Below are 15,526 nucleotides of genomic sequence, written 5' to 3' on the forward strand. Positions count from 1 at the left end.
CCGGACGGGACAGCCCTCAGGCCGCGGGACGGGCCATCGCGGCGACGAAGGCGCGTTCGACGTCGGCGGTGGACAGGACACCGTAGATCTCGCCGGTCTCCTCCAGGACGAGGTATTCGGTGGCGGGGCTGCTCCTGAGAGTGTCCAGAAGCGTCTCGCCGGACAGCTCGGCGGAGATCCTCATGCCGTCGGTGAGGTCCTGGGCGAGGGAACCGACCGCGACCCAGGGGCGGCGGTGTTCGGGGACGGAGACGATGGCGGTCTCCCGGACGACGGCCTTCGGGTCGCCGTGCCCGTCGACGACGACGAGGGCGCGGGCGCCGGCCTCGTTGGCGCGGCGCAGTGCTTCGGAGAGCGGGGTGTCGGCCTCGACGGGGACGGCTCGCCGGGTGAGGGTGCGGGCGCGCAGCTCGGGGAGGTGTTCGCGCAGCCGGGCCATGCGCAGGCTGTTGCCGGCCCCCGTCCAGATGATGGCGCAGAGGATCGCGGCAAGGAGGGCGTCGGTGACGGTGTCCATGCCGCTGATCTCGTCGGTGTTGTTCCCGAATCCCCCGGTGTGGGTGAGGAGCGGGAGTCCGATGAGGACGCTGACGGCGAGGGCGCGGCCGACCCAGGCCGCGGCGACGGTGCCGCTCATGGGGCGTCCGGTGATCTTCCAGACGACGGCGCGGAGCATGCGGCCGCCGTCGAGCGGCAGTCCCGGCAGCAGGTTGAAGGCGGCGACGATCAGGTTGGAGATCATCAGGCCGGCGAGCAGGACACCGGGGACGGTGCCGGGTTCGACGAACTTCATGCCGACGTAGAAGACGCCGGCGAGGACCAGCGAGAGCAGCGGGCCGACGAAGGCGAGGACGAATTCGCGGCCGGGGGTCTCGGACTCCTTCTCGATCTCGGAGACACCGCCGAAGAACTGCAGCTGGATGCGGCGCACGGGGAGCTTGTAGCGCAGTGCCACCACGGTGTGGGCGAGTTCGTGGACGAGTACGGAGGCGTAGAACGCGATCGCGAAGAAGAGGGAGACCAGATAGCGGGCCCCGCCGAGCTCGGGCAGCACCCGGTCGAGCTGGCCGCCGAAGACCCAGGTGATGAGAGCCGCGACGAGGAACCAGCTGGGTGCGACGTACACCGGCACACCGAAGGGCCGGCCCATCAGCAGGCCGCCGCCCGGCTCCCGGGGGCGCTGCGGTTTGCCGTTCTCGGGCGCGGGGCCGGTTCCCCCGGCGCCGGGCTGCGGCTGCCCGCTGTCGCCGCTCTCGTCCACGGGGTCCCTTCGGTCGGTGCCGTCCGGCACGATCATGCAGTGTGCGAGGGTCTGTGGTCGATGGTATGCCGCGGAGTGTCAGTGGGGGGCCGTAGGGTCTTCGTCATGACTTCCGTGCCCCGGCCGTCGCAGCCGCCCTCGTCCCTGTCGCCGTCGCGGGCGAGTGACTTCATGCAGTGTCCTCTGCTGTACCGGTTCCGGGTCATCGACAGGCTGCCGGAGAAGCCCAGCGAGGCGGCTACCCGGGGGACGCTCGTGCATGCGGTCCTGGAGCGGCTGTTCGACAATCCGGCGGCAGAGCGCACGGCCGGCCGGGCGACGGCGCTGATCCCCGGCCAGTGGGACAGGCTGCTGGAGACGAAGCCGGAGCTGTCGGAGCTGTTCGCCGAGGATCCGGAGGGCGAGCGGCTCTCGGGGTGGCTGGCGGAGGCGGAGCGGCTGGTGGAGCGGTGGTTCTCGCTGGAGGATCCCACGCGCCTGGAGCCGGCCGAGCGGGAGCTGTTCGTCGAGACGGAGCTGGAGTCGGGGCTGCGGCTGCGCGGGGTGATCGACCGGATCGACGTGGCGCCGACCGGCGAGGTCCGGATCGTGGACTACAAGACGGGGAAGGCACCGCGGGCGGAGTATGCGGAGGGCGCCCTGTTCCAGATGAAGTTCTACGCCCTGGTCATCTGGCGGCTGAAGGGTGTGGTGCCGCGCCGGCTGCAGCTGGTCTATCTGGGCAGCGGCGACATCATGACGTACGACCCGGTCGTGGCGGATCTGGAGCGGGTGGAGCGGAAGCTGCTGGCCCTGTGGGACGCGATCAGGCTGGCCACGGAGACCGGCGAGTGGCGGCCGCGGCCGACGAAGCTCTGCGGCTGGTGCGACCACCAGGCGGTCTGTCCGGAATTCGGCGGGACTCCCCCGGTATACCCGCTGTCGGTACGCCCGGCGGAGTCGGGGCAAGGTGTCCAGGGCACAATGGGCCCGGCCCGCGCCGAGGCCGGTCGGCCGGCGGCCGTCGAAGGACAATGAGGAGATCTGGTGGCAATCCGCGTCCTACTGGTCGATGACCAGCCGCTGCTGCGCACCGGCTTCCGGATGATTCTGGAGGCCGAGGGGGATCTCGCGGTGGTGGGTGAGGCCGGTGACGGTCTCCAGGCTCTCGATCAGGTGCGGGCGCTGCAGCCCGACGTGGTGCTGATGGACATCCGCATGCCGCGGATGGACGGTGTCGAGGCGACGCGTCAGATCACGGGCCCGGGCCGGGACGGTCCGGCGAAGGTGCTGGTGCTGACCACGTTCGATCTCGACGAGTACGTGGTGGAGGCGCTGCGCGCCGGGGCCAGCGGCTTCCTGCTGAAGGACGCTCCGGCCAACGAACTCGTGCAGGCGATCCGGGTGGTCGCGGCGGGCGAGGCGATGCTGGCCCCGAGCATCACGCGCAGGCTGCTGGACAAGTACGCCGACCATCTGCCGTCGGGCGAGGACTCCGTGCCGGACACGCTGCACACGCTGACGGAGCGTGAGGTGGAGGTCCTGAAGCTGGTGGCACGCGGGCTGTCGAATGCGGAGATCGCCGCCGATCTGTTCGTCAGCGAGACGACGGTCAAGACGCATGTGGGCCATGTGCTGACGAAGCTGGGGCTGCGCGACCGGGTGCAGGCCGCGGTGTATGCGTACGAGAGCGGGCTGGTGCGCCCCGGCGCCCAGTGATCCGGCCGGTACGGCCGGGACGGGACGCCGGGGTGGCGCCGCGGTTCAGACGGTGCCGCGGCCGAGCTCCCAGAGCTGCAGGTCGGCCGAGGAGTTGACCGACCACTCGACGCCGGTGAGGCCGTCGCGGGAGGCGACGTACTGCTTGCCCTGCCATATCGGGAGTACCGGGACGTCGTCGGCGACGATGTCCTGGAGCTTCTCGAAGGTCTTGCCGGCGGAGGCCCGGTCGGCTTTCCTGCGGGACTGCGGGATCAGCGTCTTCTGGGCCTCGGCGGACTCGTAGGGCGAGTTCAGGAAGTTGTTCTTGTCGAGGAACGGCGCCGTGTAGTTGTCCGGGTCCGGGAAGTCCGGGAACCAGCCCATGCCGTAGACGGCGTAGTCGCCGCGCTTCTGCGCAGGGCGGTACTTCGCCCAGGGGGTGCCCTCGACCGTGACGTCGAACAGTCCGGTGTCGTTGAGCTGCTTCTGCAGGGCCTTGAACTCGGTGGCGGTGGCGGGGCCGTAGTGGTCGGTCGTGTAGTGCAGGGTGAACTTCACCGGCGTGTCGATGCCCGCGGCCCGCAGGATGGCGGCGGCCTTGGTGGCGCTGGGCTCGCCGTACTTGTTGTAGAACGAGTTGGTGTGCCCGGTGATGCTGGTCGGGATCAGCGAGTACAGCGGCTCCGCGGTGGTGCCGTACACCTGGCCCGCGATCTGGCCGCGGTCGACGACCTGGGCGATGGCCTGACGCACGGCCCGGTCCTTCATCGCGGGATCGTCGGTGTCGAACGCGAGATAGCTGATGGCGAGGCCGGGCATCTCGGTGAGTTTGATGCCCTCCTTCGGCTTCTCCAGCATCTGCTGGGCCTGCTCGGGCGACATGGTGCGGGTCATCATGTCGATCTTCTGGTCGTCGAGCGCCTTGCCCATGGCCGCGGCGTCGGGGAAGAGGTCGAGCTCGACCTTGTCGTTGAGGACCTTCAGATCGCCCTTGTAGCGCGGGTTCTTGGTGAAGACGACCTTGACGACCTGGTCGTTCTTGATCTCCGGCTTCATCGTGTACGGGCCGGAACCGTCGACCTGGAAGCCGTTGCGCGGCGACGTCGCCGGGTACTTGCTCTTCTGCACGATGCCTGCGGCCGGGGTGGCGAGCTTGTACGGGAAGGTCGCGTCCGGCGTGCTCAGGTGGAAGATGACCTCGTTGTCGCCGTTCGTCTCGATCGTGTCGATGTTGGCGAGCAGACCGACGGGGCCGTTGTCGGACTTGATGTCGATGACCCGGTTGATCGAGTACTTGACGTCCTCGGCCGTCACGGCCGTGCCGTCGGCGAACGTGAGGCCGGAGCGCAGCTTGCAGCGGTAGCTCTCGTTCTCCCGGTCGGTGAAGGTGCAGCTGCTGGCGGCCTCGGGGACGGGTTCGCCGCCGCCGCGCGGGACGTGGGTCAGGGTCTGCACGGTCTGCCGCAGGACGTTCCACACGCCTGCTTCGTAGCCTATGGCGGGGTCGAGCGGCGCGGGGTTGTCATCGGTGGCGACGAACTGGTCCGTGGTGCCGACAACGATGGCGGCCTTGCCATCGCTCCCGCCTTCCGTCCCGCCGCACGCAGCGAGTACGGGCGCGAGCAGGCCGACGACGGCCGGCAGCACCAGAGTCTTGCGGTTCATCTTGGACGTTCTCCCTCATCCGACCGGTGAGAAAACGACATTAGTGCGCGCCGCCGCTAATGCCGGACCGGTGTTCTCCGATGCGTAATCGAATGGTGAAGGAAAGAGACTTCGAGTCGATTTCCCGGGCGAGGAAGGTTCCGTACACGACAGAACGAATCGGGACAGTTGGGTGGATCAAAACGGTCAACCGGGTCGATCTTGAGAGAGCCGAATGACCTTCGGCGTGACAAAGGTCACGCCCGAACTATTTCTCTCCCCCGGCATGCACCCGATGCACACACACGCGCGTGCGACGAAATACGCACATCACGGCGCCGAGAGTTTTGCTGTTTATTCACAGAAATACTCTCGGTAGATGAATCAATGCTTTCCGGTGACCAGTCCCCGCAGAAAGGCGAGATCGACTTCTTCGAGCGAACCCACCACGACCCGGCCGGCGGCCGGTGCGATCGGCGCCACGGACGGCACGGCGACGACCCAGCAGCCGGCGGCCTCCGCCGCGGCGACTCCGGTCGCGGTGTCCTCGATCACCGCGCAGCGCTCCGGGACGGCCCCGAAGCCGAGGGCGGCGGTGAGATAGGGCTCCGGGTGCGGCTTGGTCCGGGTGACCTCGTCACCTGCGACGGTGAGCGCGAAGTGGTGGTGGCCGACCGAGTCCAGCACCCGGTCGATGATGCGCCGGTGCGAGGCGGAGACCAGGGCCGTCGGCACCTCGTGGGCCACCAGCTCGGCGAGCAGCCGGGCGGCGCCCGGCATCAGCGGCACGCCGTGGTCGATGCGCGCCTCGAAGCGGTCGTTGAGCAGCACGGTCAGCTCGGCGAGAGTGATGTCCGCGCCGGTGACATCGATGAGATAGCCGGCGCTGCGGGTCATCGGGCCGCCGACGACCACGTCCCGCCACGCCTCGTCCAGCCGGTGGCCGAGTTCGGCGAAGACCTCGACCTCGGTGTCCCACCAGAAGCCCTCGGTGTCGACCAGGGTGCCGTCCATGTCGAGAAAGACGGCCTGAAGGGCGGCGCCTTCGGCCGTACGGGTCAAGGACGCGGAGACCGTACTTGTCATGCGGCACACCTTCCACGAGGGACGAGAAGGCCGGTCACCAATTCCGGAGGAAAGGGCGACCGGCCTGCACTGGACCGACCAGTGTACGACTCGACCCGTGGTCGTGCGTCGGACGTGTGGTCACCGCGCGTTGAAGTACTTCGCCTCGGGGTGATGGATGACGATCGCGTCGGTGGACTGCTCCGGGTGCAGCTGGAACTCCTCGGAGAGGTGGACCCCGATCCGCTCGGGCCGGAGCAGGTCGGCGATCTTGGCCCGGTCCTCGAGATCGGGGCAGGCGCCGTAGCCGAGGGAGAAGCGCGCCCCGCGGTACTTCAGAGCGAACATGTCCTCGACGTCGGCCGGGTCCTCACCGCCGAAGCCGAGCTCCGAGCGGACCCGGGCGTGCCAGTACTCGGCGAGGGCCTCGGCCAGCTGGACGGAGAGGCCGTGCAGCTCCAGGTAGTCGCGGTAGGAGTTGGCCTCGAAGAGCTTGGCGGTCTCCTCGCCGATCTTCGAGCCGACGGTGACGACCTGGAGGCCGATCACATCGGTCTCACCGGACTCCTCGGGACGGAAGAAGTCGGCGAGGCAGAGGCGGCGGCCGCGACGCTGGCGCGGGAAGGTGAAGCGGGTGCGCTCGGAGCCGTCCTCGTGGAGCAGGATCAGGTCGTCACCCTTGGAGACGCAGGGGAAGTAGCCGTAGACCACGGCGGCTTCCAGCAGGTTCTCGGTGTGCAGCTTGTCGAGCCAGCCGCGCAGGTGCGGGCGGCCCTCGGTCTCCACGAGTTCCTCGTACGTCGGTCCGTCACCGGCGCGGGACTGCTTGAGGCCCCACTGGCCCTTGAAGAGCGCGCCTTCGTCGAGCCAGGAGGCGTACTCCTTGAGCTGGATGCCCTTGACGACGCGGGTGCCCCAGAACGGCGGCTCGGGGACGGGGTTGTCGGTGGCGACGTCGGAGCGTGCCGGGCCCTCGGGCTCGTCGACCTCGAGCACCGCGACGTCCCGCTTGGGGACGCGGCGCTGCTTGAGTTCGGGGAGCACGGCGCCGGGAACACCGCGCTTGACCGCGATCAGGGCGTCCATCAGACGCAGCCCCTCGAACGCGTCGCGGGCGTAGCGGACCTCGCCCTCGTAGATCTCGTGGAGGTCCTGCTCGACATAGGCCCTGGTGAGAGCCGCGCCACCGAGGATCACCGGATACTCGGCGGCCAGCTTGCGCTGGTTCAGCTCCTCCAGGTTCTCCTTCATGATCACGGTGGACTTCACCAGGAGGCCGGACATGCCGATGACGTCGGCGCGGTGCTCCTCGGCGGCTTCCAGGATCGCGGAGACCGGCTGCTTGATGCCGATGTTGACGACGTTGTAGCCGTTGTTGGACAGAATGATGTCGACGAGGTTCTTGCCGATGTCGTGGACGTCACCGCGGACGGTGGCCAGCACGATGGTGCCCTTGCCCTCCGCGTCGGACTTCTCCATGTGCGGCTCCAGGTACGCCACCGCGGACTTCATGACCTCGGCGGACTGGAGCACGAACGGCAGCTGCATCTGGCCGGAGCCGAAGAGCTCGCCGACGACCTTCATGCCTTCGAGCAGCGTGTCGTTGACGATGTCGAGCGCCGGCCGGGTCTGCAGTGCCTCGTCGAGGTCGGTCTCCAGGCCGTTCTTCTCGCCGTCGATGATGCGGCGCTGGAGGCGCTCGTCGAGCGGAAGGGCGAGGAGCTCCTCGGCCTTGCCCGCCTTCATGGACTTCGTGCTCACGCCCTCGAAGAGCTCCATGAGCTTCTGGAGGGGGTCGTAGCCCTCGGCGCGGCGGTCGTGGATGAGGTCGAGCGCGACCTTGACCTGCTCCTCGTCCAGGCGCGCGATGGGCAGGATCTTGGAGGCGTGCACGATCGCGGAGTCGAGACCGGCCTTGACGCACTCGTCGAGGAAGACGGAGTTCAGCACGACACGGGCGGCCGGGTTGAGCCCGAAGGAGATGTTGGACAGGCCGAGCGTGGTCTGTACGTCGGGGTGGCGCTTCTTCAGTTCGCGGATCGCCCCGATGGTGGCGATGCCGTCGCCCCGGGACTCCTCCTGACCGGTGCAGATGGTGAAGGTCAGGGCGTCGATCAGGATGTCCGACTCCTTGATGCCCCAGTTGCCGGTCAGGTCCGCGATGAGCCGCTCGGCGACGGCGACCTTGTGCTCGACGGTACGGGCCTGGCCCTCCTCGTCGATGGTCAGGGCGATCAGCGCGGCCCCGTGCTCGGCGGCCAGCGCGGTGACCTTGGCGAAGCGCGACTCGGGTCCGTCCCCGTCCTCGTAGTTGACGGAGTTGAGGACGGCCCGGCCGCCGAGCTTCTCCAGGCCGGCCCGCAGAACGGGCAGCTCGGTGGAGTCGAGCACGATCGGGAGGGTAGAGGCGGTGGCGAAGCGGCCGGCCAGCTCCTCCATGTCCGCGACCCCGTCGCGGCCGACGTAGTCGACGCAGAGGTCGAGCATGTGGGCACCCTCGCGGATCTGGTCGCGGGCCATCTCCACGCAGTCGTCCCAGCGGGCCTCCAGCATGGCCTCGCGGAACTTCTTGGATCCGTTGGCGTTCGTGCGTTCGCCGATCGCGAGGTACGAGGTGTCCTGGCGGAACGGGACGGTCTGGTACAGGGACGCGGCGCCCGGTTCGGGATGCGGGGTGCGGGGGGTGACGGCGACGCCGCGCACCCGCTCGACGACCTGGCGCAGATGCTCCGGGGTGGTACCGCAGCAGCCGCCGACCAGGGAGAGGCCGTACTCGCGGACGAAGGTCTCCTGGGCGTCGGCCAGCTCGGCCGGGGACAGCGGGTAGTGCGCGCCGTCCTTGCCGAGGACGGGGAGGCCCGCGTTGGGCATGCAGGAGAGCGGGATGCGCGAGTGACGGGCGAGGTAGCGCAGGTGCTCGCTCATCTCGGCGGGGCCGGTGGCGCAGTTCAGGCCGATCAGGTCGATGCCGAGGGGTTCCAGCGCGGTCAGCGCCGCGCCGATCTCGGAGCCGAGCAGCATCGTGCCGGTCGTCTCGACGGTGACGGAGCAGATCACCGGCAGGTCCAGGCCGGTGGCCGCCAGGGCGCGGCGGGCGCCGATGATCGAGGCCTTGGTCTGCAGCAGGTCCTGGGTGGTCTCGATCAGGAGGGCATCGGCGCCTCCGGCGATCATGCCCTCGGCGTTCTGCTGGTAGGCGTCGCGGAGCTTGTCGTACGGGGCGTGGCCCAGCGTCGGCAGCTTCGTGCCCGGGCCCATGGAGCCGAGCACCCAGCGCTGCTGTCCGGTGGAGGCGGTGTATTCGTCGGCGACCTCGCGGGCGATGCGCGCGCCGGCCTCGGAGAGTTCGTGGACCCGCTCGGGAATGTCGTACTCGCCCAGGGCGGCGAGGTTGGCGCCGAACGTGTTCGTCTCAACGCAGTCCACGCCGACCGCGAAGTACTCCTCGTGCACGGAGCGCACGATGTCCGGGCGGGTGACGTTGAGGATCTCGTTGCAGCCTTCGAGGTTCTGGAAATCCTCGAGCGTGGGGTCCTGCGCCTGGAGCATGGTGCCCATGGCGCCGTCGGCTACCACCACTCGGGTGGCGAGCGCCTCGCGGAGGGCTTCGGCTCGGTTCCGGCTGTCGGCGGAAAGGGTCGGCGACGAGGCCATGGATGTGCTCCCTGGGATGCGACGGCTGTCGGCTTTGCGGCTTTCGGAAGAAGCCGCACGTCGCCAGAGTAGCCGGGCGGTGCCTCGGAGCGTCACTGTGTCCCACGGAACGGACTGCATGCTGTGCGGGGGATGTCCGGGTCGGGACCGCCAGGCGAGTTCTTCGCACGTCCGAGCATCGGTCGGTATCGGCCGATAGTGTTCAGCATTGTCGAACCATAGTGGAGGAGTACGGCGCCATGGCCAAGAACATCCAGTCGCTCGAGCGGGCGGCGGCGATGCTGCGTCTGCTGGCAGGCGGCGAACGTCGGCTGGGCCTCTCCGACATCGCCTCCTCCCTGGACCTGGCCAAGGGCACCGCGCACGGCATCCTGCGCACGCTTCAGAACGAGGGCTTCGTCGAGCAGGACCCGGCATCCGGGCGCTACCAGCTGGGCGCCGAGCTGCTGCGGCTCGGCAACAGCTATCTGGACGTCCACGAACTGCGGGCCCGCGCCCTGGTCTGGACGGACGACCTGGCCCGCTCCAGCGGCGAGAGCGCCCACCTGGGCGTCCTGCACCAGCAGGGCGTCCTGATCGTGCACCACGTTTTCCGGCCGGACGACAGCCGGCAGGTCCTGGAGGTCGGGGCGATGCAGCCGCTGCACTCCACGGCGCTGGGCAAGGTACTGGCGGCGTACGACCCGGTGGCGCACACCGAGGCCGTCGAGACCGAGCGCCGGCCCTTCACCCCGCGGACCGTCACCGACCTGGAGGAGTTCGAATCGGTGCTCGATCTGACCCGGGCCCGCGGCTGGGCGGCCGACATAGAGGAGACCTGGGAGGGCGTGGCCGCGGTGGCCGCGCCGATCCACGACCGCCGCCGGATGCCGGTGGGCGCGGTGGCCGTGACCGGCGCGGTGGAACGGGTCTGCTCCGGCGGCGAGCTGCGGCCCGAACTGGTGGCGGCCGTCCGGGACTGCGCGCGGGCCGTCTCCCGGGATCTCGGCGCCGGGCGCTTCTGACCGTTCTGGCGGATCATCGGTAACGATCGCGATATACGACACACGACCCTTGACGCCTCATTCATTTGGGGGAAACACTGCCGTTCATCGGTCGGCATTGTCGAACACCTACCGGAAATACGCGTTAGGGTGTGACAGCGCCAGGGCCGGTGAAGCCCTCACCTGAGGGTGCGAGCCACCGGAGTGACCCGGGGTTCGGCTTCCCTGGACGAACGACAAAGGAGTCGCGGGTGTCCAGCTCCGACATCTTCATCGGCGAGACCATCGGTACCGCCGTGCTCATCCTGCTCGGCGGCGGTGTCTGTGCCGCCGTCACCCTCAAGCACTCCAAGGCCCAGAACGCCGGCTGGCTCGCGATCACCTTCGGCTGGGGTTTCGCGGTGCTGACGGCCGCGTATCTGGCCGGCGGAGTGTCGGGGGCGCACCTCAACCCCGCGGTCACGATCGGCCTCGCGATCAAGGGCGGCACCCCGTGGAGTGACGTACCCCTGTATCTCGGCTCCCAGCTGCTCGGCGCGATGATCGGCGCGGTGCTGGTCTGGCTGACGTACTACGGACAGTTCCAGGCCCATCTGACCGACCCGGACACGCTGCACAGCGCGCCGAGTGAAGAGGGCATGGTCGATCAGACCGCCGCCCCGAAGGCCGGTCCGGTGCTCGGCATCTTCTCGACCGGCCCGGAGATCCGCAACGCCGTGCAGAACGTGGTCACCGAGGTCATCGCCACCGTCGTGCTGGTCCTGGCGATCCTCACCCAGGGTCTGAACAACGACGGCAACGGGCTCGGCACGCTCGGCGCGCTGATCACCTCCCTGGTCGTCGTCAGCATCGGTCTCTCGCTCGGCGGCCCGACCGGTTACGCAATCAACCCGGTTCGCGACCTCGGTCCGCGTATCGTGCACGCGCTGCTGCCGCTGCCGAACAAGGGCGGTTCCGACTGGGGTTACGCGTGGATCCCGGTCGTCGGCCCCCTCCTCGGCGGTGCGATCGCGGGCGGTCTGTACAACCTCGCGTTCGCGTGAGACGTACAGCCTGCAGCCGTACCCCTCAGACCTCACAGATCTCCAGGAGCACACCGTGACCGACGCACACACCACCGGACCGTTCATCGCGGCCATCGACCAGGGCACCACGTCCAGCCGGTGCATCATCTTCGACAAGGACGGCCGGATCGTCTCCGTCGACCAGAAGGAGCACGAGCAGATCTTCCCGAAGCCGGGCTGGGTCGAGCACAACGCGACCGAGATCTGGGAGAACGTCCAGGAGGTCGTGGCCGGCGCGGTCGCCAAGGCGGGCATCACCCCCGCCGACGTGAAGGCGATCGGGATCACCAACCAGCGCGAGACCACGCTGCTCTGGGACAAGAACACCGGTGAGCCCGTCCACAACGCGATCGTCTGGCAGGACACCCGCACCGACGCGCTCTGCAAGGAGCTCGGCCGCAACGTCGGACAGGACCGCTTCCGTCGCGAGACCGGGCTGCCGCTCGCCTCGTACTTCGCCGGCCCCAAGGTCCGCTGGCTGCTCGACAACGTGCAGGGGCTGCGCGAGCGCGCCGAGCGCGGCGACATCCTCTTCGGCACGATGGACTCCTGGGTCATCTGGAACCTGACCGGCGGCACCGACGGCGGCGTCCACGTCACGGACGTCACCAACGCCTCGCGCACGCTTCTGATGAACCTGCACGACATGAAGTGGGACGAGCGGATCCTCCAGTCGATGGAGGTCCCCGCCGCCGTACTGCCCGAGATCCGTTCCTCCGCCGAGGTGTACGGCACCGCCAAGGGCGGCGCCCTGGCCGGCGTCCCGGTCGCGTCCGCGCTCGGTGACCAGCAGGCGGCCCTCTTCGGCCAGACCTGCTTCTCCGAGGGCGAGGCCAAGTCCACGTACGGCACCGGCACCTTCATGCTGATGAACACCGGCGAGACCCCCGTCAACTCGTACAACGGGCTGCTGACGACCGTCGGATACCGGATCGGCGACCAGAAGCCGGTCTACGCCCTGGAAGGCTCCATCGCCGTCACCGGCTCGCTGGTGCAGTGGATGCGCGACCAGATGGGCCTGATCAACTCCGCGGCCGAGATCGAGACCCTGGCCCTGTCGGTCGACGACAACGGCGGCGCGTACTTCGTGCCCGCCTTCTCCGGACTGTTCGCCCCGTACTGGCGCTCCGACGCCCGCGGCGTCATCGCCGGTCTGACCAGGTACGTCACCAAGGCGCACATCGCCCGTGCCGTCCTGGAGGCCACCGCCTGGCAGACCCGCGAGATCACCGATGCCATGACCAAGGACTCCGGCGTCGAACTGACGGCCCTCAAGGTCGACGGCGGCATGACCTCCAACAACCTGCTGATGCAGACGCTCGCCGACTTCCTGGACGCCCCCGTGGTCCGGCCCATGGTCGCCGAGACGACCTGCCTCGGCGCCGCCTACGCCGCCGGTCTCGCCGTCGGCTTCTGGCCGGACACCGACGCGCTGCGCGCCAACTGGCGCCGGGCCGCCGAATGGACCCCCCGCATGGCCGCGGACGCCCGCGACCGCGAGTACAAGAGCTGGCTCAAGGCCGTGGAACGGACCATGGGCTGGATCGAAGACGAGGAGTAACCGACATGACCACCCTGCAGAGCGTCCCCGCACTGGGGACGCACCCGGCGCACGGCTCCCTTCCGAGCCGCGCCGAGACCCGGGAGCAGCTCTCCAAGGCGACGTACGACCTCCTGGTGATCGGTGGCGGCATCCTGGGCATCTCGACCGCCTGGCACGCCGCGCAGTCCGGGCTGCGGGTGGCCCTGGTGGACGCCGGCGACTTCGCCGGCGCCACCTCCTCCGCGTCCTCCAAACTGCTCCACGGCGGCCTGCGCTACCTGCAGACCGGCGCGGTGAAGCTGGTCGCGGAGAACCATTTCGAGCGACGCGCGGTGTCCCGTCAGGTGGCTCCCCACCTGGCCAACCCGCTCACCTTCTACCTGCCCGTCTACAAGGGCGGGCCGCACGGCGCGGCCAAGCTGGGTGCGGGTGTGTTCGCGTACTCGGCGCTGTCCGCGTTCGGTGACGGCGTCGGCCATGTGATCAGCCCGGCGAGGGCGCAGCGCGATGTGCCGGAGTTGCGCACGGACGATCTGAAGGCCGTGGCGGTGTACGGCGACGACCAGATGAACGACGCCCGGATGGCACTGATGACGGTCCGCGCGGCCGTCGACGCGGGCGCGGTCGTCCTCAACCACGCCGCGGTGACCGGGCTGCGGTTCACCAGGGGCCGGGTGACGGGCGCCGATCTGGAGGACCGTACGGACGGTACGGAGTTCGGCGTCACCGCCCGGCTCGTGCTGAACGCCACCGGACCGTGGGTCGACCACCTGCGGAAGATGGAGGACCCGAACGCCGCGCCTTCCATACGTCTGTCCAAGGGCGCGCACCTCGTCCTGAAGCGCACCCGCCCCTGGAAAGCCGCGCTGGCCACCCCGATCGACAAGTACCGCATCACGTTCGCCCTGCCGTGGGAGGACATGCTGCTGCTCGGTACGACGGACGAGGAGTACGAGGGCGATCCGGGGGACGTCGCGGTCAACGAGAAGGACGTCGCGCAGATCCTGGACGAGGCGGCGTTCTCGATCAGGGACCAGCAGCTGTCGCGCGATCTGATCACGTACTCCTTCGCGGGTCTGCGGGTGCTGCCGGGCGGTCCCGGCGACACCTCCAAGGCCAAGCGCGAGACGGTCGTGACGGAGGGCCGCGGCGGGATGCTCTCGGTCGCGGGCGGCAAGTGGACGACGTTCCGCCACATCGGCCGCACGGTGATGAACAAGCTGGCCGCGCTTCCCGGGCACCCGCTGGCCGACGACATGGAGCCGATGGCGCATCTGCCGAAGAAGCTCCCGCTGCCCGGTATCGCCAACCCGAACGCGGTCGCGCACCGGCTGCTGATCGACGGCGGAACGCCCGGACCGCGGATGTCCGCCGACACCGCACGGCACCTCGCCACCCACTACGGCTCGCTCTCCTTCGACATCGCGCGGCTGGCGAACGAGAACCCGGCGCTGGGAGAGCGCATCCACCCGGACGCGCCGGAGATCTGGGCGCAGGTCGCCTACGCGCGCGACCACGAGTGGGCGGAGACGGCCGACGACGTGCTGCGCCGCCGGACGACGCTGACGATCCGCGGCCTGGCCACGGACGAGATCCGGGGCAGGGTCGAGGACCTGCTGGCCGACAGGGGCTGAGACGGACGGCATACGGTGCGGGGGCGGCTTCCACGGGGGGAGTCGCCCCCGCACCGTGTGCCCTCCCCGATCGACCGGGAGGGCGCGTTCCCTGCCCGCACCGAAGGGGTGACGACGGCGCCGCGTCCGTAGGCCGGTCCGCCGCGCGTCCGGCACGGCCCGGCGCGTGGCGCCACCGGCGCTCCGTGACTGAGCGATCCGTCACGTCCTGTCGCAGACCCGGTTCATCCACCTGTTTCGGACCCCATAATGATGGGAGACATCGGATGTCTTGTTCCGGGGTCCGATGCTGCCCGAATCCAGGAGGACCGTCATGGCTGTCACCGACGAGGCGATCGAGAAGATCAAAGGAATGATCGTCTCGGGTGCGCTACGGCCCGGCGACCGCCTGCCCAAGGAGAGCGAACTCGCGGCAGAACTCGGGCTGTCCCGCAACTCGCTGCGCGAGGCGGTCCGCGCCCTGTCGCTGATCCGCATTCTCGACGTCCGCCAGGGCGACGGCACGTACGTCACCAGCCTCGACCCGCAGTTGCTGCTGGAGGCGCTGAGCTTCGTGGTGGACTTCCACCGCGACGACACGGTGCTGGAGTTCCTGGCGGTCCGCCGGATCCTGGAGCCGGCGGCGACGGCGATGGCCGCGACCCGGATCAGCGAGGCCCAACTGGACGCGCTGAGCGAACAGCTGGACGCGCTGGGCGCGCAGCCCTCGGTGGAGGAGCTGGTCGCCAGCGACCTCGAATTCCACCGCGGCATCGTGCAGTCGTCCGGGAACTCGGTGCTCTGCTCACTGCTCGACGGTCTCTCCGGCCCGACGACACGGGCCCGCGTCTGGCGCGGGCTGACGCAGGAGGACGCGGTCAGCCGCACGCTGCAGGAACACCGGGCGATCGTCTCGGCCCTGCGGGACCGGGACGCGGAGGCTGCGCGGTCCTGGGCGACGGTGCATGTGGCGAGCGTGGAGCAGTGGCTGCGGTCGACGCTCTGACACGTGTACGGGC

General features: G+C 69.3%; 11 protein-coding genes. 7 read left to right on the top strand and 4 right to left on the bottom strand.

The genetic code is table 11. The features are described 5' to 3' along the window. Window positions 1-16: 16 nt before the first annotated feature. Window positions 17-1,261, bottom strand: a complete 1,245-nt coding sequence (locus LRD69_RS04635) for a site-2 protease family protein (RefSeq protein WP_277329623.1) — start codon at window positions 1,259-1,261, stop codon at window positions 17-19. A gap of 171 nt (window positions 1,262-1,432) precedes the next feature. On the opposite strand from LRD69_RS04635, the gene LRD69_RS04640 reads away from it, so the two are divergent. Together LRD69_RS04640 and LRD69_RS04645 are read left to right on the top strand one after the other, a co-directional pair. Further along, window positions 1,433-2,278, top strand: coding sequence for a PD-(D/E)XK nuclease family protein (locus LRD69_RS04640; RefSeq protein WP_277329624.1), 846 nt, complete (start codon window positions 1,433-1,435; stop codon window positions 2,276-2,278). 9 nt (window positions 2,279-2,287) lie between these two features. Beyond that, window positions 2,288-2,959, top strand: a complete 672-nt coding sequence (locus LRD69_RS04645) for a response regulator transcription factor (RefSeq protein ID WP_277325265.1) — start codon at window positions 2,288-2,290, stop codon at window positions 2,957-2,959. A gap of 45 nt (window positions 2,960-3,004) precedes the next feature. On the opposite strand, the gene LRD69_RS04650 is transcribed toward LRD69_RS04645, so the two are convergent. From LRD69_RS04650 to metH, 3 genes are all read right to left on the bottom strand, one after another. Further along, entirely contained in the window at window positions 3,005-4,606 is a 1,602-nt protein-coding gene (locus LRD69_RS04650) for an ABC transporter substrate-binding protein (protein ID WP_277325266.1), read from the bottom strand. Between the two features lie 363 nt (window positions 4,607-4,969). Then, complete coding sequence (locus tag LRD69_RS04655; RefSeq protein WP_277325267.1) at window positions 4,970-5,671, bottom strand: HAD family phosphatase; 702 nt, start codon at window positions 5,669-5,671, stop codon at window positions 4,970-4,972. Window positions 5,672-5,791: 120 nt separating this feature from the next. Further along, a complete protein-coding gene (gene metH, locus LRD69_RS04660; RefSeq protein ID WP_277325268.1) occupies window positions 5,792-9,304 on the bottom strand; it encodes a methionine synthase in 3,513 nt (1,170 codons plus the stop codon). Between the two features lie 239 nt (window positions 9,305-9,543). Between metH and LRD69_RS04665 the strand changes: the two genes are divergently transcribed. The 5 genes from LRD69_RS04665 to LRD69_RS04685 all read left to right on the top strand — a co-directional run bounded on the left by LRD69_RS04665 (window position 9,544) and on the right by LRD69_RS04685 (window position 15,513). Next, window positions 9,544-10,308, top strand: coding sequence for an IclR family transcriptional regulator (locus LRD69_RS04665; RefSeq protein WP_277325269.1), 765 nt, complete (start codon window positions 9,544-9,546; stop codon window positions 10,306-10,308). A 230-nt stretch (window positions 10,309-10,538) separates the two neighbouring features. Continuing rightward, entirely contained in the window at window positions 10,539-11,330 is a 792-nt protein-coding gene (locus tag LRD69_RS04670) for an MIP/aquaporin family protein (RefSeq protein WP_277325270.1), read from the top strand. Window positions 11,331-11,385: 55 nt separating this feature from the next. Next, complete coding sequence (gene glpK, locus LRD69_RS04675) at window positions 11,386-12,912, top strand: glycerol kinase GlpK (protein WP_277325271.1); 1,527 nt, start codon at window positions 11,386-11,388, stop codon at window positions 12,910-12,912. 5 nt (window positions 12,913-12,917) lie between these two features. Next, complete coding sequence (locus LRD69_RS04680) at window positions 12,918-14,528, top strand: glycerol-3-phosphate dehydrogenase/oxidase (RefSeq protein ID WP_277325272.1); 1,611 nt, start codon at window positions 12,918-12,920, stop codon at window positions 14,526-14,528. A 313-nt stretch (window positions 14,529-14,841) separates the two neighbouring features. Continuing rightward, window positions 14,842-15,513, top strand: coding sequence for a FadR/GntR family transcriptional regulator (locus LRD69_RS04685; protein WP_277325273.1), 672 nt, complete (start codon window positions 14,842-14,844; stop codon window positions 15,511-15,513). The last annotated feature ends 13 nt before the right edge of the window (window positions 15,514-15,526 follow it).

Source organism: Streptomyces sp. JH14, assembly GCF_029428675.1.
Taxonomy (GTDB): Bacteria; Actinomycetota; Actinomycetes; order Streptomycetales; family Streptomycetaceae; genus Streptomyces.